Source organism: Geodermatophilus sp. SYSU D00710, assembly GCF_054050195.1.
The window spans coordinates 1-19250 of sequence record NZ_JBJGYX010000026.1 but is presented as its reverse complement, the minus strand read 5'-3'; the positions used below and the strand labels follow the sequence as shown (position 1 = coordinate 19250).

At 75.5% G+C, this 19250-nt stretch carries 18 protein-coding genes and 1 tRNA gene; 12 read left to right on the top strand and 7 right to left on the bottom strand.

The features are described from left to right. Nucleotides 1–8 precede the first annotated feature (8 nt). Nucleotides 9–1544 carry a long-chain-fatty-acid--CoA ligase gene (locus tag ACI78U_RS13530; RefSeq protein ID WP_456875839.1) on the top strand — a complete coding sequence of 512 codons (1536 nt, stop codon included), beginning with the start codon at nt 9–11 and terminating at the stop codon, nt 1542–1544. Here ACI78U_RS13530 and ACI78U_RS13525 read toward each other — a convergent pair. Beyond that, nucleotides 1519–2430, bottom strand: coding sequence for an alpha/beta fold hydrolase (locus ACI78U_RS13525; protein ID WP_456875838.1), 912 nt, complete (start codon nt 2428–2430; stop codon nt 1519–1521). The two genes, ACI78U_RS13530 and ACI78U_RS13525, sit on opposite strands and share 26 nt — an antisense overlap. Before the next feature lie 226 nt (nt 2431–2656). Here ACI78U_RS13525 and ACI78U_RS13520 point away from each other — a divergent pair, with 226 nt between their 5' ends. From ACI78U_RS13520 to ACI78U_RS13510, 3 genes are all read left to right on the top strand, one after another. Next, a complete protein-coding gene (locus ACI78U_RS13520) occupies nt 2657–3457 on the top strand; it encodes an esterase/lipase family protein (RefSeq protein WP_456875837.1) in 801 nt (266 codons plus the stop codon). A 264-nt stretch (nt 3458–3721) separates the two neighbouring features. Further along, on the top strand, nt 3722–4009 hold the full coding sequence (locus tag ACI78U_RS13515; protein ID WP_456875836.1) for a hypothetical protein: 288 nt from the start codon (nt 3722–3724) through the stop codon (nt 4007–4009). A gap of 47 nt (nt 4010–4056) precedes the next feature. Then, nucleotides 4057–4392 carry a hypothetical protein gene (locus tag ACI78U_RS13510; protein WP_456875835.1) on the top strand — a complete coding sequence of 112 codons (336 nt, stop codon included), beginning with the start codon at nt 4057–4059 and terminating at the stop codon, nt 4390–4392. A gap of 111 nt (nt 4393–4503) precedes the next feature. Here the strand turns inward: ACI78U_RS13510 and ACI78U_RS13505 are convergent. The 3 genes from ACI78U_RS13505 to ACI78U_RS13495 all read right to left on the bottom strand — a co-directional run bounded on the left by ACI78U_RS13505 (nt 4504) and on the right by ACI78U_RS13495 (nt 5543). After that, nucleotides 4504–4575, bottom strand: a tRNA-Val gene (locus ACI78U_RS13505). A gap of 35 nt (nt 4576–4610) precedes the next feature. Further along, the gene (locus ACI78U_RS13500) at nt 4611–5072 is read right to left on the bottom strand and encodes a peroxiredoxin (RefSeq protein ID WP_456875834.1); all 462 of its coding nucleotides are present in this window, start codon (nt 5070–5072) and stop codon (nt 4611–4613) included. Between the two features lie 45 nt (nt 5073–5117). Beyond that, nucleotides 5118–5543: a DUF3052 domain-containing protein gene (locus ACI78U_RS13495; protein ID WP_456875833.1), complete on the bottom strand. Its 426-nt coding sequence runs from the start codon at nt 5541–5543 to the stop codon at nt 5118–5120. A gap of 322 nt (nt 5544–5865) precedes the next feature. Here ACI78U_RS13495 and aceE point away from each other — a divergent pair, with 322 nt between their 5' ends. Together aceE and ACI78U_RS13485 are read left to right on the top strand one after the other, a co-directional pair. Further along, entirely contained in the window at nt 5866–8664 is a 2799-nt protein-coding gene (gene aceE / locus ACI78U_RS13490) for a pyruvate dehydrogenase (acetyl-transferring), homodimeric type (RefSeq protein ID WP_456875832.1), read from the top strand. Then, nucleotides 8661–9614: an FAD-dependent oxidoreductase gene (locus ACI78U_RS13485; protein ID WP_456875831.1), complete on the top strand. Its 954-nt coding sequence runs from the start codon at nt 8661–8663 to the stop codon at nt 9612–9614. The genes aceE and ACI78U_RS13485 overlap by 4 nt, the downstream gene beginning before the upstream one ends. A gap of 42 nt (nt 9615–9656) precedes the next feature. Here the strand turns inward: ACI78U_RS13485 and ACI78U_RS13480 are convergent, their stop codons facing one another. The 3 genes from ACI78U_RS13480 to ACI78U_RS13470 all read right to left on the bottom strand — a co-directional run bounded on the left by ACI78U_RS13480 (nt 9657) and on the right by ACI78U_RS13470 (nt 12361). Continuing rightward, nucleotides 9657–11057: a GH1 family beta-glucosidase gene (locus ACI78U_RS13480; RefSeq protein WP_456875830.1), complete on the bottom strand. Its 1401-nt coding sequence runs from the start codon at nt 11055–11057 to the stop codon at nt 9657–9659. Nucleotides 11058–11171: 114 nt separating this feature from the next. Next, nucleotides 11172–11672 (bottom strand): pirin family protein, encoded by a 501-nt coding sequence (locus ACI78U_RS13475; protein WP_456875829.1) that lies wholly within the window; start codon nt 11670–11672, stop codon nt 11172–11174. After that, nucleotides 11669–12361, bottom strand: coding sequence for a phosphatase PAP2 family protein (locus ACI78U_RS13470; protein ID WP_456875828.1), 693 nt, complete (start codon nt 12359–12361; stop codon nt 11669–11671). The genes ACI78U_RS13475 and ACI78U_RS13470 overlap by 4 nt, the downstream gene beginning before the upstream one ends. A 45-nt stretch (nt 12362–12406) precedes the next feature. On the opposite strand from ACI78U_RS13470, the gene ACI78U_RS13465 reads away from it, so the two are divergent. The 6 genes from ACI78U_RS13465 to ACI78U_RS13440 all read left to right on the top strand — a co-directional run bounded on the left by ACI78U_RS13465 (nt 12407) and on the right by ACI78U_RS13440 (nt 19136). After that, a complete protein-coding gene (locus ACI78U_RS13465) occupies nt 12407–13585 on the top strand; it encodes a PucR family transcriptional regulator (RefSeq protein WP_456875827.1) in 1179 nt (392 codons plus the stop codon). Between the two features lie 219 nt (nt 13586–13804). Next, nucleotides 13805–15019 carry an acyltransferase domain-containing protein gene (locus ACI78U_RS13460; protein WP_456875826.1) on the top strand — a complete coding sequence of 405 codons (1215 nt, stop codon included), beginning with the start codon at nt 13805–13807 and terminating at the stop codon, nt 15017–15019. Then, nucleotides 15016–15981 carry a beta-ketoacyl-ACP synthase III gene (locus ACI78U_RS13455; RefSeq protein ID WP_456875825.1) on the top strand — a complete coding sequence of 322 codons (966 nt, stop codon included), beginning with the start codon at nt 15016–15018 and terminating at the stop codon, nt 15979–15981. Before ACI78U_RS13460 ends, ACI78U_RS13455 begins: the two co-directional genes overlap by 4 nt. A gap of 77 nt (nt 15982–16058) precedes the next feature. Further along, nucleotides 16059–16298 (top strand): acyl carrier protein, encoded by a 240-nt coding sequence (locus tag ACI78U_RS13450; protein ID WP_089403103.1) that lies wholly within the window; start codon nt 16059–16061, stop codon nt 16296–16298. 50 nt (nt 16299–16348) lie between these two features. Then, nucleotides 16349–17587: a beta-ketoacyl-[acyl-carrier-protein] synthase family protein gene (locus tag ACI78U_RS13445; RefSeq protein WP_456875824.1), complete on the top strand. Its 1239-nt coding sequence runs from the start codon at nt 16349–16351 to the stop codon at nt 17585–17587. A gap of 136 nt (nt 17588–17723) precedes the next feature. Further along, entirely contained in the window at nt 17724–19136 is a 1413-nt protein-coding gene (locus tag ACI78U_RS13440; RefSeq protein ID WP_456875823.1) for an acyl-CoA carboxylase subunit beta, read from the top strand. The last annotated feature ends 114 nt before the right edge of the window (nt 19137–19250 follow it).

Genomic DNA, 19250 nt, shown 5'->3' with positions numbered 1-19250 from the left:
GAGCGTCCATGAGCTTCAACCTCGCCACCATCCTGCGGGAGTCCGCCCTCGCCCAGCCGGACAAGCCGATGCTCCGGCTCGGGCCGCTGACCCTCACCTACGGGCAGGTCGACCAGCTCTCGGCGCAGGTCGCCGCGGGGCTGCGGGCCGCCGGGCTGCAGCGCGGCGACACCGTCGCGCTGCAGCTGCCCAACGTGCCGCAGTTCGTGCTCGCCTACTTCGGAGCGCTGCGCGCCGGGCTGACCCTCGTCCCGCTCAACCCGCTGCTCAAGGCGCCCGAGGTGGCCTACCACCTGTCCGACAGCGGGGCACGGCTGCTGGTCACCTTCGACGCGTTCGCCGACGAGGCGGTCAAGGGCGCGGCCGAGGCCGGCGACGTCCGCGTGTACGTGGTGCCCTCCCCCGGCGCGCAGGCGGACGCGCTGCCGGGGGACACCACCCCGTTCGACGCGCTGCTGGCCGGCGGCGCGGGCGCCGACCCGGCCGACGTCGAGCAGATGTCCCCCGACGACACCGCGGTGGTCATCTACACCAGCGGCACCACCGGCCGGCCCAAGGGCGCCGAGCTCACGCACTTCCAGGCGTTCATGGCGGCCACCGTCGCCGCCGACACCTTCCAGTACCGCGACGACGACGTCGGCATGGCGGTGCTCCCGCTGTTCCACGTCTTTGGCCTGTCCAGCGTGATGAACTGCGCCGTCCGCGCCGGGGCGACGCTGGTGCTGGTGCCGCGGTTCGAGGTCGGCGCCGTCCTCGACGCGATGGAGCAGCACCGCGTCACCGTGTTCTGCGGCGTGCCGACGATGTTCGTGGCGCTGATGCACGCCGACCTCACCGGCCGCGACGTCTCCGCGCTGCGGGTGTGCGTCTCCGGCGGCGCCTCGATCCCCGGCGAGGTGATCAAGGGCTTCGAGGCGGCCTACGGGGCCACGGTCCTGGAGGGCTACGGGCTGTCGGAGACCTGCGCGATCGCCACCTTCAACCGCAGCGCCGAGGAGCGGCGGGTGCTCTCGATCGGCAAGCGGCTGTGGGGCTGCGAGGTGCGCGTGGTCGACCCCGACGACCAGGAGCTGCCGCCCGGCCCCGACCACGTCGGCGAGATCGTGCTGCGCGGCCACAACGTCATGAAGGGCTACCTGAACCGGCCCGAGGCCACCGCCGAGGCGATGAAGGGCGGCTGGTTCCACACCGGCGACCTCGGCTACCGCGACGAGGAGGGCTTCTTCTTCATCGTCGACCGCAAGAAGGACCTGGTCATCCGCGGCGGGTTCAACGTCTACCCGCGCGAGATCGAGGAGGTCCTGCACGCCCACCCCGCCGTCCTCGAGGCCGCCGTGATCGGCCGGCCCGACGAGCGCCTCGGCGAGGAGGTCGTGGCCTACGTCAGCCTGCGCGCCGGCGCGTCGGCCGAGCCCGACGAGGTGATCGGGTTCTGCAAGGAACGGCTGGCGGCCTACAAGTACCCGCGCGAGGTGGTCGTGATCGACGAGCTGCCGAAGGGGCCCAGCGGCAAGGTGCTCAAGACCGAGCTGCGGAGCCGCTGACGGCGACCTCCCCCAGCCAGGTCAGCACGAGGTCGGCCAGGCGCTCGGGCACCTGCAGCTGCGGCACGTGCCCGACGCCGGCCATCTCCTCGTACCGCCAGTCCGGGTGCTCGGCGGCGACCTCCCGCGCGGCCGACACCGGCACCAGCCGGTCGCGGTCGCCCTGCACCAGCAGGACCGGGGCGGTCACCCGCGCCATCGCGCTCCGGTAGCGCTGCGGGCGGAGCAGGATCCCCAGCAGCGACCGGGCGGCGACGAGGAAGGCGCGGTCCATGCCGACGACGTCCTCGCGCTGCTCGAGCAGCGCCACCGCCCGGTCGACCACCGGCGCGGGCAGCTCGTCGGGGTCGACGCCGACCAGTCCGAGCATGGTCCGCACGCGGGTGAGCGGCGTCTGGCGGGCGCGCCGCACGGACAGCACCCGCTCGCCGACACCCGGGATGGCGTAGAGGGCGAAGGTGGCGGCCACCAGCGGGTCCAGCCGGCGGCGACCACCGGGCAGGGCCGGGTCGAGGAGCACCAGCGCCCGGACGGCGTCCCGGGCGGCCGCGGCGGTGAACAGCGAGACCATGCCACCCATCGAGTTGCCCACGAGCACGGCCGGCTCGCCGACCACCTCGCGCAGGAACCGCTGCAGCACGGCCACGTTGGCCGGCACGGTCGCCCGGCGCTCACCGGGCTCGCTGCGGCCGAAGCCGGGCAGGTCCAGCGCCCACACCCGGGCCGACGGCGTCAGCAGCGGGGCGAGCAGGTCCCAGTTGCCGTGGGAGCCGCCCAGTCCGTGCACCAGGACGACGGCGGGACCGTCGTCGGCGCCGCCGTAGTCGACGACGTGGACCGGCCCTCCCAGGTCGACCGTCCTGCTCGTGCCCGGTGCGTGCTCCACTCGCCGTCCTCCCGCCGTCGTCGGCACCCCGCGCGCCGACGTCCGTACGGTTCCACGGCCCCGCGGCTGTCGCGCGGCGGGCTCCTGGGACCCCTGCGACCGGTGTGGTCTGCGCCACACTCTGCTCACCGGCGTTCCCGCGCGCCGGAACAGTCAGGTGTGACGGGTCCCCGAGAGTGGTACCCGGCCGTACGGCGGCGACGGGGCTGCCGGCGAGGAGGGCGACGTGGCACGAGAGCAGTTCCAGGGACCGGGTCTGCCGCTCTACCTCACGGAGGTCGGTCGCGCGTTCGCCGACTACGGCCTCTACCTCGCCGCCCGGCCGCTGCTGCCCCGCCTGCCGGTGGGCGACGGGCACCCGGTGCTCGTGCTCCCCGGGCTGATGGCCGACGACATGTCCACGGTGACCCTGCGCCGCGTGCTGCGGCGGCTCGGCTACCGCGTGCACGGCTGGCGGCTGGGCCGCAACATCGGGCCGACGGCGGAGTGCGTCGAGGGCATGGCCCGGCGCATCGAGGACCTCGGCGACCGCTACGGCCGGCCGGTCAGCCTCGTCGGGCAGAGTCTCGGCGGCATCTTCGCCCGTGACCTGGCCCGCAGGACCCCCGACGCGGTACGCCAGGTGATCACCCTGGGCAGCCCGTTCGCGCTGCGGGCCGACAGCCAGACCCGCGCCCACCGGGTGTTCGAGCGCTACTCGCACCTGCACGTGGAGCGGCGCACGCTGCCGCTGGAGAGCGAGGCGACGCCGATGCCGGTGCCCTCGACGTCGATCTACTCCCACCAGGACGGCATCGTCGCCTGGCAGGCCTGCCTGGGCCGGCTCTCGCCGACGTCGGAGAACATCGCCGTCCACGCCAGCCACCTGGGCATGGGGCACAACCCGGCGGTCATCTACGCGGTGGCCGACCGGCTCGCGCAGCCCGAGGGCACCTGGCGCCCGTTCCGCTGCTCCCTGGCGCTGCGCCCGGCCTTCCCGCGCGCCGACGTCCCCGAGCCCTGGTTCCCGACGGCCGCCGCGGCCTGAGGCAGATCTCGACCCGCGAGTGGTCGGCCGGCGTGGTCACCGCACTGCCGTGACCACGCCGGCCGACCGTTCGGCGGCGGTTGTCGACGTGACGCGGTCTCGACGGCGCTGAGACCGCACCAGGTCGACAGCGGGCGCTGACGGTTCGCGCGCGTGCGGTGACGGCGCCGTGACGCCCCCCGACTAGGGATGACGTCGTCGGGTGGAGCGGGCTGGCGCTCCGTGTCGTGCGGGCCCATCCACCTCTCGGGGAGAGGAGCGACCGTGGCGGACGAGGACGCGGAACAGCGTGTCTCCCGGCTGGAGGAGCAGGTGCGGCGAGAGCACCCCCGGGCCGACGACGTGCTCGCGTCGGCACCCCGGGACCCGTACCTGCGCGCCGCCGCGCTGGCGACGGTGCTCGAACTGGACGCCCTGGCCGCCATGCGGGGCGAGGTGTCCCTGGACACCCTCGTGGACGACCGCGACGCGCGACGCGCCTCCGTCGAGGAGGCGCAGCGGGTGGCCGCCGAGCACGGCATCTCCGTCCCGACCCTCGATGGGGAGGCGTGACGATGGGTGCGGGCATCAGCGCCCGGCCGGTACCCCGGAGCCGCTGGGTGGACGGAGGCCCCTCCACCAGCTTCGACGAGCCGTTCCACATCCAGCACGCCTACTGGTACGGAGTGCTCACCGTGGAGGTGCTGACCGGCTACGAGTCCTACGACGCGTCGGCCAGCGTGAAGGTCAACGGCCAGGAGGTGGGGAAGCTCGAACCCCGCCCGCTCAGCAAGTACGACAACCTGATCCCCCAGCACCTGGTCTTCGGCCTGGGAGCACTGGGGCTGGCGCACCCGTACCCCTACACCGGGACGCACCGTCTGCGGATCGATCCGGTCTCCCCCGCCGACTGGCTCGTCGTCGGTCAGTGGTTCCTCGTGCACTACGGCGAGTGACCGCACCAGGTCGACAACCGGCGCTGAGCGGGACAGTACGGGCGTTCCTCGCGCACTGCGGCCTCTGCAGGACCGGCACTGCACGGGGGACGCCGGCACTGCGAGATGTCGTGGGCGCGGCCGGGATCGAACCGGCGACCGCTCGCTTGTAAGGCGAGAGCTCTCCCGCTGAGCTACGCGCCCCGGCCACCCAGGGTAGAGGCCCCGGGCGGCGGGCCTCAGGCGGCCAGCGCCTGGACGGCGTCCTTCCAGCCGGACTGCTCCCGGGCGTCACCGGGCGCGTTGACCTCGGCGAACGCGATCCTGCCCTCCGCGTCGACCAGGAACGTGCCGCGCAGCGCCATGCCGGCCTTCTCGTTGAACACGCCGTAGGCCTGGGCGGTCGCGCCGTGCGGCCAGAAGTCGCTCAGCAGCGGGAAGTCGAAGCCCTGCTGGTCCTTCCACGCCTTGAGGCTGAACACCGGGTCGGTGCTGATCGCGACCACGCGCACGCCGGCGTCGGTGTAGACGGCGAGCTCGTCGCGCAGCTGGCACAGCTCACCCGTGCAGATGCCGGAGAAGGCGAACGGGTAGAAGACGACCAGCACCGGCGCCCCGCGCAGTTCGGAGAGGGAGACGACCTGGCGGTCGGAGTCGGGGAGGCTGAAGTCGGGCGCGACGTCGCCGACGGAGAGGCTCATGCGCCCGATCGTGCCGCACCCGCCGGGGGTGCCGTGACCGGGTCCCTAGCGACGGGTGCGGGCCGTCTTCGGGGTGACCAGCCGGATGCCCGACCAGTCCTTGGCCGCCGAGATGCTGCTGGTCTGGGCGAGGCCCGCGGTGGGCGCGGCCTCGGTGACGTCACCGGGCTCGACGTGGCCCGGCCGCCCGGACTTGGGCACCAGCAGCCAGACGACGCCGTCGTCGGCGAGCGAGGCGATGGCGTCGACGAGGGCGTCGACGAGGTCGCCGTCGTCCTCGCGCCACCACAGCAGGACGACGTCGGCCACCTCGTCGGTGTCCTCGTCGACCATGTCGCTGCCGGAGACGTCGACGATGGAGTCGCGCAGGTCCTCGTCGGCGTCCTCGTCCCAGCCGAGCTCCTGCACGACCATGCCCGGCTTGATGCCCAGCCGGGCCGCCATGCTGGCGCTGCCCGAGTCGACGCTCATCCCTGCTGTTCCTCCGAGGCTCCGTGGGGTGCCGGCCGGGGTGCGGCGAGCACGCGACGCCGGCTCCCCGGCGTGTGCGGAAGGGGTGGGCCGACGACGGACACGACCGGCGGGGAGGGCACCCGCAGCCTGGTCATGTCACCCCCCTCGAGCCCGGACGTACGGCGCCGACGGCGTCGGTCCGCGTGGGCAGGAGCGTAGGGCATGCCTGGTCAGGCGCAAGACGTCCGCGGGACGCCGCGTGGGCCCGGTCCCGGCGTGCGACGGCGGCCGTACGGGTCCTCGCGTGACGCCGGGGCGCCCGACGCGCGACCATGGACACATGAGCTCACCGCAGCAGGGTGGAGAACCCACTCGCGACGCCGGCCAGCCCCGCGCGGTCATCACCGACGGGCTCCCCAGTCAGCTGGTCGACACCGATCCCGACGAGACCCAGGAGTGGGTGGAGTCGCTCGACAGCGTCGTCGAGCACGCAGGCCGCGGGCGCGCCCGCTACCTCATGCTCAAACTGCTGCAGCGCAGCCGTGAGCAGCAGGTGGGCGTCCCGGCGCTGCGCAGCACCGACTACATCAACACGATCCCGCCGGAGCGGGAGCCGTACTTCCCCGGCGACGAGGACACCGAGCGGCGGATCCGCGCCTACATCCGCTGGAACGCCGCGATCATGGTGCACCGCGCGCAGCGGCCGGGGATCGCCGTCGGCGGGCACATCTCCTCCTACGCCTCCTCCGCCTCCCTCTACGAGGTCGGCTTCAACCACTTCTTCCGCGGCAAGGACCACCCCGGCGGCGGCGACCAGATCTGGTTCCAGGGCCACGCCTCCCCCGGCATCTACGCCCGCGCCTTCCTCGAGGGCCGGCTGACCGAGCACCAGCTCGACGGCTTCCGGCAGGAGGTCAGCCACCCCGGCGGCGGGCTGTCGTCCTACCCGCACCCGCGGCTCATGCCCGACTTCTGGGAGTTCCCCAGCGTCTCCATGGGCCTGGGCCCGATGAACGCGATCTACCAGGCCCGGTTCAACCGGTACCTGCACAGCCGGGGCATCAAGGACACCTCCGACCAGCACGTCTGGGCGTTCCTCGGCGACGGCGAGATGGACGAGCCCGAGTCGCTCGGCCTGATCGGCCTGGCCGCCCGCGAGGAGCTGGACAACCTCACCTTCGTCGTCAACTGCAACCTGCAGCGGCTCGACGGCCCGGTGCGCGGCAACGGCAAGGTCATCCAGGAGCTGGAGTCGTTCTTCCGCGGCGCCGGCTGGAACGTCGTGAAGGTGATCTGGGGCCGGGAGTGGGACCCGCTGCTGGCCGCCGACCGCGACGGCGCGCTGGTCAACCTGATGAACTCCACGCCCGACGGCGACTACCAGACCTACAAGGCCGAGGACGGCGCCTACGTGCGCGAGCACTTCTTCGGCCGCGACCCGCGCACCCGCAAGCTCGTGGAGTCCATGAGCGACAAGGAGGTCTGGGACCTCTCCCGCGGCGGGCACGACTACCGCAAGGTCTACGCGGCGTTCAAGGCGGCCGTCGAGCACAAGGGGCAGCCGACGGTCATCCTCGCCAAGACCATCAAGGGCTGGACGCTGGGCAGCCACTTCGAGGGCCGCAACTCGACCCACCAGATGAAGAAGCTGACCGCCGAGGACCTCGCCGCCTTCCGCGACCGGCTCTACCTGCCCATCCCCGACGAGGCGCTGGACAAGACCCTGCCGCCCTACTACAAGCCCGACCCGGACTCCGACGAGATGCAGTACATGCTCGAGCGCCGGCGGGCCCTGGGCGGTGCGGTGCCGCGGCGGCGGGCGGAGTTCAAGACGCTGAAGGCGCCCGACGACAAGGCCCTCGACGTCCTGCGCCGCGGCTCGGGCAAGCAGGAGGTGGCGACGACGATGGCGTTCGTCCGCCTGCTCAAGGAGCTGCTCAAGGACAAGGACCTCGGCCCGCGGTTCGTGCCGATCATCCCCGACGAGGCGCGCACCTTCGGGATGGACTCCCTGTTCCCGTCGCAGAAGATCTACAACCCGGCCGGCCAGCGCTACACCTCGGTCGACCGGGAACTGATGCTCGCCTACAAGGAGTCCGAGCAGGGCCAGATCCTGCACGAGGGGATCAACGAGGCCGGGTCCACGGCGTCGTTCACCGCCGTCGGCACCTCCTACGCCACGCACGGCGAGCCGATGATCCCGATCTACATCTTCTACTCGATGTTCGGGTTCCAGCGGACCGGTGACTCCTTCTGGGCCGCCGCCGACCAGATGACCCGCGGCTTCGTCCTCGGCGCCACCGCCGGCCGGACGACGCTCAACGGCGAGGGTCTGCAGCACGAGGACGGCCACTCGCTGCTGCTGGCGCTGACCAACCCCGCGGTCGTGTCCTACGACCCGGCCTTCTCCTACGAGGTCGGGCACATCACCCGGGACGCGCTGCTGCGCATGTACGGCGAGGACCCGGGCGCGCCGCTGGGCGGGCACCGCAGCCCCGACGTCATGTACTACCTGACCGTCTACAACGAGCCCTACAACCAGCCGGCCGAGCCGGAGGGCCTCGACGTCCAGGGGCTGCTCGCCGGCATGTACCGGTACGCGCCCGGCCAGGGCGACGGCCCGAAGGCGCAGCTGCTCGCCAGCGGCGTGGCGGTGCCGTGGGCGCTGCGCGCGCAGGAGCTGCTGCGCGAGGACTGGGGCGTGTCGGCCGACGTGTGGTCGGTGACCTCGTGGACCGAGCTGCGGCGCCAGGCCGACGAGGTGGCCGAGCGCAACCTGCTGCACCCGGAGGAGGACCCGCAGGTCCCCTACGTGACGCAGCGGCTGCAGGAGGCCGAGGGCCCGGTCGTCGCCGTCTCCGACTGGATGAAGGCGGTCCCCGACCTCATCGCGCCCTACGTCCCCGGCGGGATGTCGACGCTGGGCACCGACGGGTTCGGCCTGTCCGACACCCGCCCGGCGTTGCGGCGGCACTTCCACGTCGACGCCGAGTCGATCGTCGTCCGCACGCTCGCCTCGCTGGCCGACCGGGGGCAGCTCGACCGGGCGAAGGTGCGCGAGGCGGTGGAGCGCTACCGGGTCCGCGACGTGCAGGCGGCGCCGGCCGACGAGCGGTCGGACCCCAGCCCCGCCACGTGAGCACCGCTGACGACGGCGGCCCGGGCCTGCGGGTCGCCGTCGTCGGCGGCGGGGTCATCGGCCTGACCTGCGCCCTGGAACTGGCGCGGGCCGGCCACCGGGTGCGGCTGCACGCGGCCGACCCGCCGGAGGGGACCACGTCGGCCGTGGCCGCGGCCCTGTGGTTCCCCTACCGGGCGGCGCCGGCCGACGCGGTGCTCCGCTGGGGTGCCGCCTCGCGGACGGTGTTCACCGCACTCGCCGGTGACCCGGCCACCGGGGTGACCCTGCGGCCGGGCACGGTGGTGCACCGCACCCCCGAGCCCGACCTGTGGTGGACCGTCGGCATCCCGCACCGGCCGGCGACGGCTGCGGAGCTGCCGCCCGGGGCGCCCGGCGGCACCCGCTGCACGCTCCCGGTCGTCGACACCGGCCGGTACCTGCCGTGGCTCGCCGGCACCGCCCGGTCGGCGGGGGTCGAGTTCGTCCCCGAGCGGGTGGCGCGGCTGGGTGACGTCCCCGGCGACGCGCTGGTCGTCGCCGCCGGGCTGGCCTCGGGCCCGCTGCTCGGCGACGACACCGGCGTGCCGGTGCAGGGCCAGGTGGTGCGGCTGGCCGACCCCGGCCTGACCGGCTGGGTGCTCGACGAGGACGGCCCCGACGGGCTGACCTACGTCGTCCCGCGCGGGCGCGACGTCGTCTGCGGCGGCACCGCCGTGGAGGGCGCCACCGGCACCGAGCCCGACCCGGACGTCGAGGCCGCCGTCCTCGCGCGGGCGCGGGCCCTGGTGCCGGAGCTGCGGCAGGCGCCGGTGCTGTCCCGCGCGGTCGGGTTGCGGCCCGGCCGGCCCACCGTGCGCCTCGAGCGCGTCGAGGGGGCGGGCCGGCCGGTGGTGGCCTGCTACGGCCACGGCGGCGCGGGCGTCACCCTCTCCTGGGGCTGCGCGGCCGACGTCCTCGCGCTGGTGTGAGGGGGTGCGGGAGCGCAGGTGGCCTGCGCTCCCGCACCCCGCTCAGGCGCGCTCGCGGTGGCGGCGCAGCACCTCGGCGTAGACCCGGCCGCTGTCCTTCACCGTGCGCCGCTGGGTGTCGTAGTCGACGTGCACCAGGCCGAAGCGCTGGCCGTAGCCGCGGGCCCACTCGAAGTTGTCCAGCAGCGACCAGGCGAAGTAGCCGCGGACGTCGGCGCCCCGCTCCACGGCCGCGGTCAGCGCGGCGAGGTGGCGCAGCAGGAAGTCGACCCGCGCGGGGTCGCGCACGGCGCCCTCGGCGTCGACCTCGTCGTCCCAGGCCGAGCCGTTCTCGGTGACCACCAGCGGCAGGCCCGGCGCCTTCTCGCCGAGCCACAGCAGCAGGTCGGTGAACGCCTGCGGGCTGATGCCCCAGCCCATGCTGGTGGTCGGGCCCTCGGGGTCGAGCTCGTCGACGTCCTCGCCGCCGATGAACGACGTCGGGGGCCGGCCGGCGGGGCGCCCCCCGGCCCGCACGGTCTCCTCGAAGTAGTAGTTCACGCCCAGCCAGTCCAGCGGCGCGGCGATCGTCTGCAGGTCGCCGTCCTGCACCGGCAGGGGCGCCCCGGCGGCCGCGAGGTCCTCCACGACGTCGGCGGGGTAGGCGCCGGAGACGACCGGCTCGAGGAACACCCGGTTCTGCTGGCCGTCGAGCCGGCGGGCGGCGTCGACGTCGGCCGGTGAGTCGGAGGCCGGGTTCATCGGCGTGAAGTTCAGCGTGATGCCCAGCGAGCCGACGCCGGCGTCCCGGAGGCGCCCGGCGGCCAGGCCGTGGCCGAGCAGCAGGTGGTGGACGGCGCGGGAGGCGGCCACCGGGTCCTGCAGGCCGGGGGCGTGCGCGCCGCTCATGTGACCGAGGAGGGAGCTGACCATCGGCTCGTTGAGCGTCGACCAGTGCCGCACCCGGTCCCCCAGCGCGTCGACGACGACGGCCGCGTAGTCGGCGAAGCGCGCCGCGGTGTCGCGGTCGGTCCAGCCGCCGCGGTCCTGCAGCGCCTGCGGCAGGTCCCAGTGGTAGAGGGTCAGCCACGGGTCGATGCCCGCGCCGAGCAGCTCGTCGACCAACCGCCGGTAGAAGTCCAGCCCGCGCTGCTCCACCCGGCCGGCGCCCTCGGGCAGCACCCGCGGCCAGGCCACCGAGAAGCGGTACGCCGAGAGCCCCAGCTCGCCCATCAGCGCGACGTCGTCGCGGTAGCGGTGGTAGTGGTCGCAGGCCACGTCGCCGGTGTCGCCGCGCTCGACGCGGCCGGGGGTGTGGCTGAAGGTGTCCCAGATCGACCGGCCCCGCCCGTCCTCCTCGACGGCGCCCTCGATCTGGTACGCCGCGGTCGCGGCGCCGAAGACGAAGCCGGGCGGGAACGTCAGGCCGGCGAGGAGGTCCTCGCGGCCGTCGCTGGTGGTCATGGGAGGTGGGCTCCTTCGGGACGACGGGTCAGGGAGGGCACCGGCACGCAGGCCGCCGGGGAGTGCGGGCAGTGTGCAGGACGCCCGAGCCCCGCCCGGCGCCGAGGGTGTCGATCAGTCCGCCCAGGCGGGGCGGGCGGGATCGACCTGCCAGACGACGACCGTCCCGCCGCCGGGGCGCAGCACCACCCCGTCGGGCACGCCGGGCCCGTCCTCGCCGCCCGCTTCGGAGCCCAGCCACAGCCGGGCGTCGGGGCGGCCGAGGTCGACCCAGCCGCGCGGCGCCGGCAGCACCTCGTGCGCCGGCGCCGCGTCGGGGTCGGCCGCCCGCAGATAGGACTGCAGGACCCGCGCGCCGGCGGGACCGGCGACCTCGTCGTGGTCGAGGCCGCGCCCGGCGCGCAGCACGCCGACGTCCCCGGCCGCCATCCCGGCGGCGTCCCCCCAGCGGTGCGTCACCGACCCGGCCAGCACGACGGCCACGACGTCGACGGCGCGGTGCGCGTGCACGCCGTAGCCGGCGCCGGGCGGCAGCCGGTCGAGGGTGACCCGCAGCAGCGGACCGAGCGAGCCGTCGCCGGGCTCGAGCAGGGTCTCGCCGACCGGGCCGGTCACGTGCAGGCCCCCGCCGCCGCGCGCTCGGGCAGCGCGGCCGCCCCGCCCGGCAGCCCGCCGAGCGTCAGGGCCACGGTCAGCGACCACGCGACGCCCAGCGCGAGCCCGCCGACGACGTCGGACGGGTAGTGCACGCCCAGCCACACCCGGGTGAGCCCGACCAGCGCCGCGAGCGCGACCCCCGCCGTCACCGCCCTGCGTCGCCCGCCCGAGGTCAGCCGCGGCCAGGCGAGGACCAGCGCGACGGTGACCAGCGTGGCCACGCCCGACGAGTGCCCGCTGGGGTAGCTGAGCCCCTCGTAGACCAGCCCGCCGTTCTCGTAGGCCGGGCGGGCGCGGCCGGCCGCCTCCTTGAGCGCGGTGGTGAGCGGGCCGATCGCGGTGATCGCCGCGCCCACCCAGAGCAGCGTCCGCCACGCCCGCCGCGCGGCCAGCCAGGCCAGCACCGGGAGGAACACCAGCACCCGGAACCAGGTGACCCCCGGGGTGGTCAGCACCTCCAGCAGCCCGCCGACCAGCGCGGAGCGGTCGTCCCCGGCGTAGAGCGCCCCGCTGACCGCCTCGTCGAGGCGGACCTGCGGCGGGAACCCGGAGACCACGCCGGCACCGAGCACGCCGAGGACGGTGATCCCGCCACCGATCGCGGTGAGCACCCGGCGGCGCGGGCGGGAGGCGTCGGGGGGCGGCACTCCCCCACTCTCCCCGACGTCGCGGGGCGTGACACGCTGGCCCGCGTGGTCGACCGGGGACACGACCGCCCACCGTCCGCCGAGACGCTGCGGCGGCTCGAGCGCGCCTCCGGCGCCATCGCCACCCGCGCCGTCGCCCGGATGGACGACGACCTGCCCTGGTTCCGCACCATGCCCGCCGACCAGCGCTCCTGGGTCATGCTGGTCGCGCAGGCCGGCATCGCCTCGCTGGTGGAGTGGTGCCGCAACCCGGGCCGCCCGCCCCGGCTGACCGGCGAGGTGTTCGGCGCCGCGCCCCGCGACCTGGTGCGGGCGGTGCCGCTCAAGCAGACCGTCGACCTGGTCAAGCTCACCGTCGAGGTGATGGACGACCACGTCGAGTCGGTGGCCGAGCCCGGGGACGCCGTCGCGCTGCGGGTGGCGGTGCTCCAGTTCAGCCGCGAGGTGGCCTTCGCCACCGCGCACGTCTACGCCAGCTTCGCGGAGAACCGCGGCGCGTGGGACGCCCGGCTCGAGGCGCTCGTCGTCGACGCGCTGGTCCGCGGGGAGCGCTCCGAGGAGCTGCCCGGGCGGGCCGCGGCGCTGGGCTGGGCGGGCACCGAGCCGGTCACCGTGCTGGTCGGCGCCGCCCCGGCCGACGGTGACGCACACACCGCCGTCCGCCGGGCCGCGCGCTCGCACGGCGGCGAGGTCCTCGTCGGCGTGCACGCCGAGCAGCTGGTCGTCGTCCTCGGCGGGGTCGACGACGTCGCCGCGGCCGCCCGCCGGGTCGCCGAGGAGTTCGCCCCCGGCCCGGTGGTCCTCGGCCCCGTCGTCGACCGGCTCAGCGCCGCCGGCGGGTCCGCTGCCGCGGCCCTGGCGGGGCTGCGGGCGGCCCGGGCGTGGCCGGAGGCACCGCGGCCGGTCGCCGCCGACGCCCTGCTGCCCGAGCGGGCCCTCGACGGCGACCCGCTGGCGCGGGCGGCCCTGACCGAGCGGGTCGTGCTGCCGCTGCGCAGCGCCGGCGGCGAGGTGCTCGAGACGGTGCGCGCGGTGCTCGCCGGCGGCGGCAACCTGGAGGCCAGCGCGCGGGCGCTGTTCGTCCACCCCAACACCGTCCGGTACCGGCTCAAGCGGGCCGCGGAGCTGACCGGACTGGTGGCCACCGACCCCCGCGGCGCGTGGACGCTGCACGTCGCGCTGACCCTCGCCGACCTCGACGGCGGCCGCGGCCTCTGGCGCTGAGCAAGGACCCCCTCGCCCCCCACCACTCGCAGGCTCGCGGCGGGGCCCTGCGAGGGGCCGCCCGCGGAGTGCCCGGGCGGGCAGTGTGGTCCCCACCACGGAAACGGCCTCTGGCGGCCATCTGGGGCGTCGTTCTTGTAGGAACCCTCCAAAGAGCCGCGGTGTGCTTTCGTCGCGCCCGAGCGCGCGGGCGGCCCCGACCTCTGACACGGTGAGGAGGTGCTGGCCGTCCTCGCCCCCGGACAGGGTGCCCAGAAGCCCGGGATGCTCACCCCCTGGCTGGACCTCCCAGGAGCCGAGTCCTTCTTCCGCTGGGCCGGCGCGATCGCCGACGCCGACCTGCTGACGATGGGCACCACCGGCGACGCCGAGGCCATCCGCGACACCGCCGTGACCCAGCCGCTGGTGGTCGCGATGAGCCTGTTCGTCGCCCGCGAGCTCGGCGGCCTGCCCGGCCCGGTCGCGCACTCGCCGCACAACGGCCGCGACGTGGTCATCACCGGGCACAGCGTCGGCGAGCTCACCGCCGCCGCGCTGGCCGGCGTGCTGTCGGTGGAGGCCGCGATCGCGCTGACCGCCGTCCGCGGCCGGGCGATGGCCCGCGCGTGCGCGCTCACCCCGACCGGGATGTCCGCGGTCCTGGGCGGCGACCCCGAGGAGCTCGAGGCGGCGCTGGCGCGGCACGGGCTGGTGGCGGCCAACCTCAACGGCGGCGGGCAGGTCGTCGTCGCCGGGCCGGTGGAGGGGCTGGCCGCGCTCAAGGCCGAGCCGCCGGCGAAGGCGCGGGTGCTGCCGCTGTCCGTGGCCGGCGCGTTCCACACCGCTTACATGGCCCCCGCCCGCGAGGAGCTCGAGGCCCTGGTGGGCGGGCTCCGCCCGGCCGACCCGAGCCGGCTGCTGCTGTCCAACGCCGACGGCGCGGCGGTCGAGTCCGGCGCCGAGGCGCTCTCCCGCCTGGTCAGCCAGGTGACCAGCCCCGTGCACTTCGACGCCTGCCTGGGCACCCTGCACGACCTCGGCGTCACCGCCGCGATCGAGCTGCCGCCGGCCGGGGCGCTGGCGGGGCTGGCCAAGCGGGAGTGGAAGGACGCCACGGACGGGAACGCGGTCGAGGTCCTGGCCCTCACCGGCCCCGGCGACCTCGACCGTGCCCGCGCGCTCATCGACGCCGCCCGCGGCCGGCCCGAGGCCGAGCACCAGCCCGACTGGCGGGTCGTCGTCGCCCCCGTCCGCGGCACCGTCAGCCCCGCCGACGTCCCCGAGGGCACCCGCCTGCCGGCCGGCACCCTGCTCGGCCGGGTCCGCGGCCGGCAGGGGGAGGCCGACGTGTCGGCCGGCTACGACGGCGTCCTCGCGGAGTGGCTGGTCCAGGACGGCGACCTGGTCGACGCCGGCGACCCCCTCGCCCGTCTCTACCCGGAGGTCCCCGCGTGAGCATCCGCCTGGCAGCCGGTGCGCCCGGCGCCCGCATCCTCGGACTCGGCGCCTACCGCCCGCGACGGCGGGTGACCAACGACGAGCTCGCCCAGGTCATGGACACCAACGACGAGTGGATCCAGACCCGGGTCGGCATCGCCGAGCGCCGCTGGGCGTCGGAGGACGAGACCCTCGTCGAGATGGCCGTCGCCGCCGGCGGCAAGGCGCTGGCCGCCAGCGGCCTGGCGCCCGACGAGATCGACCTGGTCGTGCTGGCCAGCGCGAGCCTCAAGGAGCCGATCCCCGGCATCGGTCCGCAGGTGGCCCACCGGCTGGGCATCCCGCGCCCGGGCGCCTTCGACCTCAACGCCGGGTGCGCCGGGTTCTGCTACGCCCTGGAGGTGGCCTCGGCCGCCATCCGCACCGGCTCGGCGCGCAACGCCCTCGTCGTCGGCGTCGAGCGGCTGACCGACGTCGTCGACAAGAGCGACCGGTCCACCGCGGTGATCTTCGCCGACGGGGCCGGCGCCGCCGTGCTCGGCGCCGCCGACGAGCCCGGCATCGGGCCGGTCGCCTGGGGCAGCGACGGCGACCAGTTCTCGGCCATCGAGATCGCCGCCGGCACCGGCACGATGACGATGGCCGGGCAGGCGGTCTACCGCTGGGCCACCACCCGGCTCACCGAGACGCTGGAGCAGGCGATGGAGGCCGCCGGCGTCGGACCGCAGGACATCGACGTGTTCGCCCCGCACCAGGCCAACCTGCGCATCGTCGAGTCGATGACCAAGCGGCTGGGCTTCGGCGCGGACGTCGTCGTCGCCCGCGACATCGTGCGGTCGGGCAACACCTCCGCGGCGTCGATCCCGCTGGCGCTGACCGCGCTGCTCGAGTCCGGCGAGGCGAAGAGTGGTGATCTCGCGCTCGTCCTCGGGTACGGAGCGGGCCTGACCTTCGCCGGCCAGGTGCTCACCCTGCCCTGAGCCGCGCCACCGACCCCCGGACCCCCGGGCCCGACGGCGGGCACTGCCCGCCCCCACCGAGAGAGAGGACCCCCCGCGTGAGCGAGGACATCCAGGCAGGTCTGGCCGAGATCCTGGAGGAGGTCGCCGGGGTCACCCCCGCCGACGCCACCCCGGAGAAGTCGTTCACCGAGGACCTCGACGTCGACTCCCTGTCGATGGTCGAGATCGCCACCGCCGTCGAGGACAAGTTCGGCGTGGCCATCCCCGACGACGAGCTCGGCAACATCAAGACCGTCGGCGACGCGATCAGCTACATCCAGAAGAACCAGGGCTGACGCCGGTCCCCCGGCCGCCCGCGCCTGCACGCCCCAGGAGAGGACCCGTCATGAGCTCGAACGACGACGTCGTCGTCACCGGCCTCGGAGCCACCACACCGCTGGGTGGCGACGTCGCCAGCACCTGGGACGCACTGCTGGCCGGGCGGTCGGGGGTCCGCCGGCTCACCGACGACTGGGTCAAGGAGTTCCCGGCCCAGCTCGCCGCGACCCTGGCCACCGAGCCCGCCGAGCAGATCGACCGGGTCCGCGCCCGGCGGCTGGACCGCAGCCAGCAGGTGGCGGTCATCGCCGGCGAGGAGGCCTGGGCCGACTCCGGCGCCGCCGACGCCGGCGTCGACCCGGAGCGGATCGCGGTCGTGTTCGGCACCGGCATCGGCGGCGCGATGACGCTGCTCGGCCAGGACGACGTCCTCGAGGCCAAGGGGCCCAAGCGGGTCTCGCCCTTCACCATCCCGATGCTCATGCCCAACGGCCCCGCCGCCGCCGTCGGCCTGGCCGTGGGCGCCCGCGGCGGCGTGCACGCACCGGTGAGCGCCTGCGCCTCCGGCGCCGAGGCCATCCGCTGGGGGCTGGACCTGCTCCGCCTCGACCGCGCCGACATCGTGCTGGTCGGCGGCGCCGAGGCCGTCGTCCACCCGCTGCCCATGGCCGGCTTCGCCGCGATGCGCGCCATGAGCACCCGCAACGACGAGCCCGAGCGCGCCTCGCGGCCGTTCGACAAGGGCCGGGACGGGTTCGTCCTCGGTGAGGGCGCCGCCGCGCTCGTGCTCGAGCGGGCCGGCTCCGCCCGCGCCCGCGGCGCCACGGTGCACGCCCGGCTCGCCGGGGCCGGCGCCACCGCCGACGGCTACGACCTCGTCGCGCCGCACCCCGAGGGCGAGGGCGCCGCCCGTGCGATCGGCGCCGCGCTGCGCGACGCGGGCCTCTCCCCCTCCGACGTCGGCCACGTCAACGCGCACGCCACCTCGACGCCGGTCGGCGACACCGCCGAGGCCCAGGCGATCCGCAGCGCCGTCGGCGAGGACACGCTGGTGTCGGCGACCAAGAGCCAGACCGGCCACCTGCTCGGGGCGGCCGGGGCGCTGGAGTCGGTGTTCACCGTCCTGGCCCTGCGCGACCAGGTGGTGCCCGCGACGGCCAACCTCGACGACCCCGACGACGACGCCGCGGTCCAGGCGCTCGACATCGTGCGCCGCGAGCCGCGCAGGGCCAGCTTCACCGCCGCGGTCAACGACTCCTTCGGCTTCGGCGGGCACAACCTGGCGCTGGTCTTCACCACGTTCTGACGAAGGACCCCGCTGCCCCCCGCCACTCGCACGCTCGCGGCGGGCCCCTGCAGCGGGGCCGTTCCAGCACCTCAGCCGGCCTCGCGGGGGGCCGGTCCTCGACCACCGGCCCCGGGCCGGCCTCTGGAGACCCCTGGTGACCACCGTCCACGCCGTCCCGACGCTGCCCAGCCCCGACCCGCGCGACCCCGAGGACCGGCTGCTGCGCCTGCTCGACGACGGATCCGCGGGCCTGCTGGCCCCCCGCGACACCTCGGGCGTGCTGGCCGCCCGCGGCACGGTCGACGGCGCGCCGGTCGTCGCCTTCTGCACCGACGCCACCGTCATGGGCGGGGCGATGGGGGCCGACGGCTGCCGGCACGTCGTGGACGCGATCGACACCGCGCTGCGGGAGCGGGTGCCGGTGGTGGGCGTCTGGCACTCCGGTGGCGCCCGGCTCGCCGAGGGCGTCACCGCGCTGCACGCGGTCGGCGAGGTGTTCGCCGCGATGGTGCGCGCCTCGGGGCGCATCCCGCAGGTCTCGGTCGTCCTCGGCCCCGCCGCCGGTGGCGCCGCGTACGGCCCGGCGCTCACCGACCTGGTGATCATGGGCCCGGCCGGGCGGGTGTTCGTCACCGGTCCCGACGTCGTCCGCTCGGTCACCGGCGAGGACGTCGACATGGAGAGCCTCGGCGGACCCGACACCCACGGCCGGCGCAGCGGCGTCGTCCACGTGGTCACCGACTCCGAGGCGGCGGCGCTGGCCACCGCCCGCCAGGCGGTCGGGCTGCTGGCCGCCCAGGGCTCCTTCGGCCCGGTCGCCTCCCGGCCCGGCGCCGACCTGCGCGCCCTGCTGCCCGAGCGGGCCAACCGCGCCTACGACGTCCGGCCGCTGGTCGCCGCGGTCCTCGACGGGCCGGGCCTGGAGCTGCACCCGCGGTGGGCGCCCAACGTCGTCACCACGCTGGGCCGGCTGGCCGGGCGCACCGTCGGGGTCGTGGCGAACAACCCGCTGCGGCTGGGCGGCTGCCTGGACTCCGCGTCGGCGGAGAAGGCGGCCCGGTTCGTGCGGATGTGCGACGCGTTCGGCGTGCCGCTCGTGGTGCTCGTCGACGTCCCCGGCTACCTGCCCGGCGTCGGCCAGGAGTGGGACGGCGTCGTGCGGCGCGGCGCCAAGCTGCTGCACGCCTTCGCCGAGGCGGTGGTGCCGCGGGTGACCCTGGTGACCCGCAAGGCCTACGGCGGCGCCTACATCGCGATGAACGCCCGCTCGCTGGGCGCCACCGCCGTGTTCGCCTGGCCGGGGGCGGAGGTGGCGGTGATGGGCGCCCGGGCCGCCGTCGGGATCCTGCACCGCAAGAAGCTGGCCGCGGTGCCGCCCGGGGAGCGGGAGGCCCTGCACGCCCGGCTGGCCGAGGAGCACGAGCGGATCGCCGGCGGGGTGGCTCGGGCGCTGCAGATCGGCGTCGTCGACGAGGTGGTCGAGCCCTCGCAGACCCGCGCCCGGCTGGTGCAGGCTCTGATCGCCGCGCCGGCCGGCCGCGGCGCGCACGGCAACATCCCGCTGTAGCGCCACACTCCCGGACCGGCGTGGACGAGGAGAGGGGGGGGGGGGGGGGGGGGGGGGGGGGGGGGGGGGGGGGGGGGCGGGGGGGGGGGGGGGGGGGGGGGGGGGGCGGGCGCG

Coding starts and splice junctions, on each gene's coding strand:
- ACI78U_RS13530 (WP_456875839.1), top strand. CDS start 9: ATGAGCTTCAACCTCGCCACCATCCTGCGGGAGTCCGCCCTCGCCCAG.
- ACI78U_RS13500 (WP_456875834.1), bottom strand. CDS start 5,072: ATGAGCCTCTCCGTCGGCGACGTCGCGCCCGACTTCAGCCTCCCCGAC.
- ACI78U_RS13495 (WP_456875833.1), bottom strand. CDS start 5,543: ATGAGCGTCGACTCGGGCAGCGCCAGCATGGCGGCCCGGCTGGGCATC.
- aceE (WP_456875832.1), top strand. CDS start 5,866: ATGAGCTCACCGCAGCAGGGTGGAGAACCCACTCGCGACGCCGGCCAG.
- ACI78U_RS13480 (WP_456875830.1), bottom strand. CDS start 11,057: ATGACCACCAGCGACGGCCGCGAGGACCTCCTCGCCGGCCTGACGTTC.
- ACI78U_RS13445 (WP_456875824.1), top strand. CDS start 16,349: ATGAGCTCGAACGACGACGTCGTCGTCACCGGCCTCGGAGCCACCACA.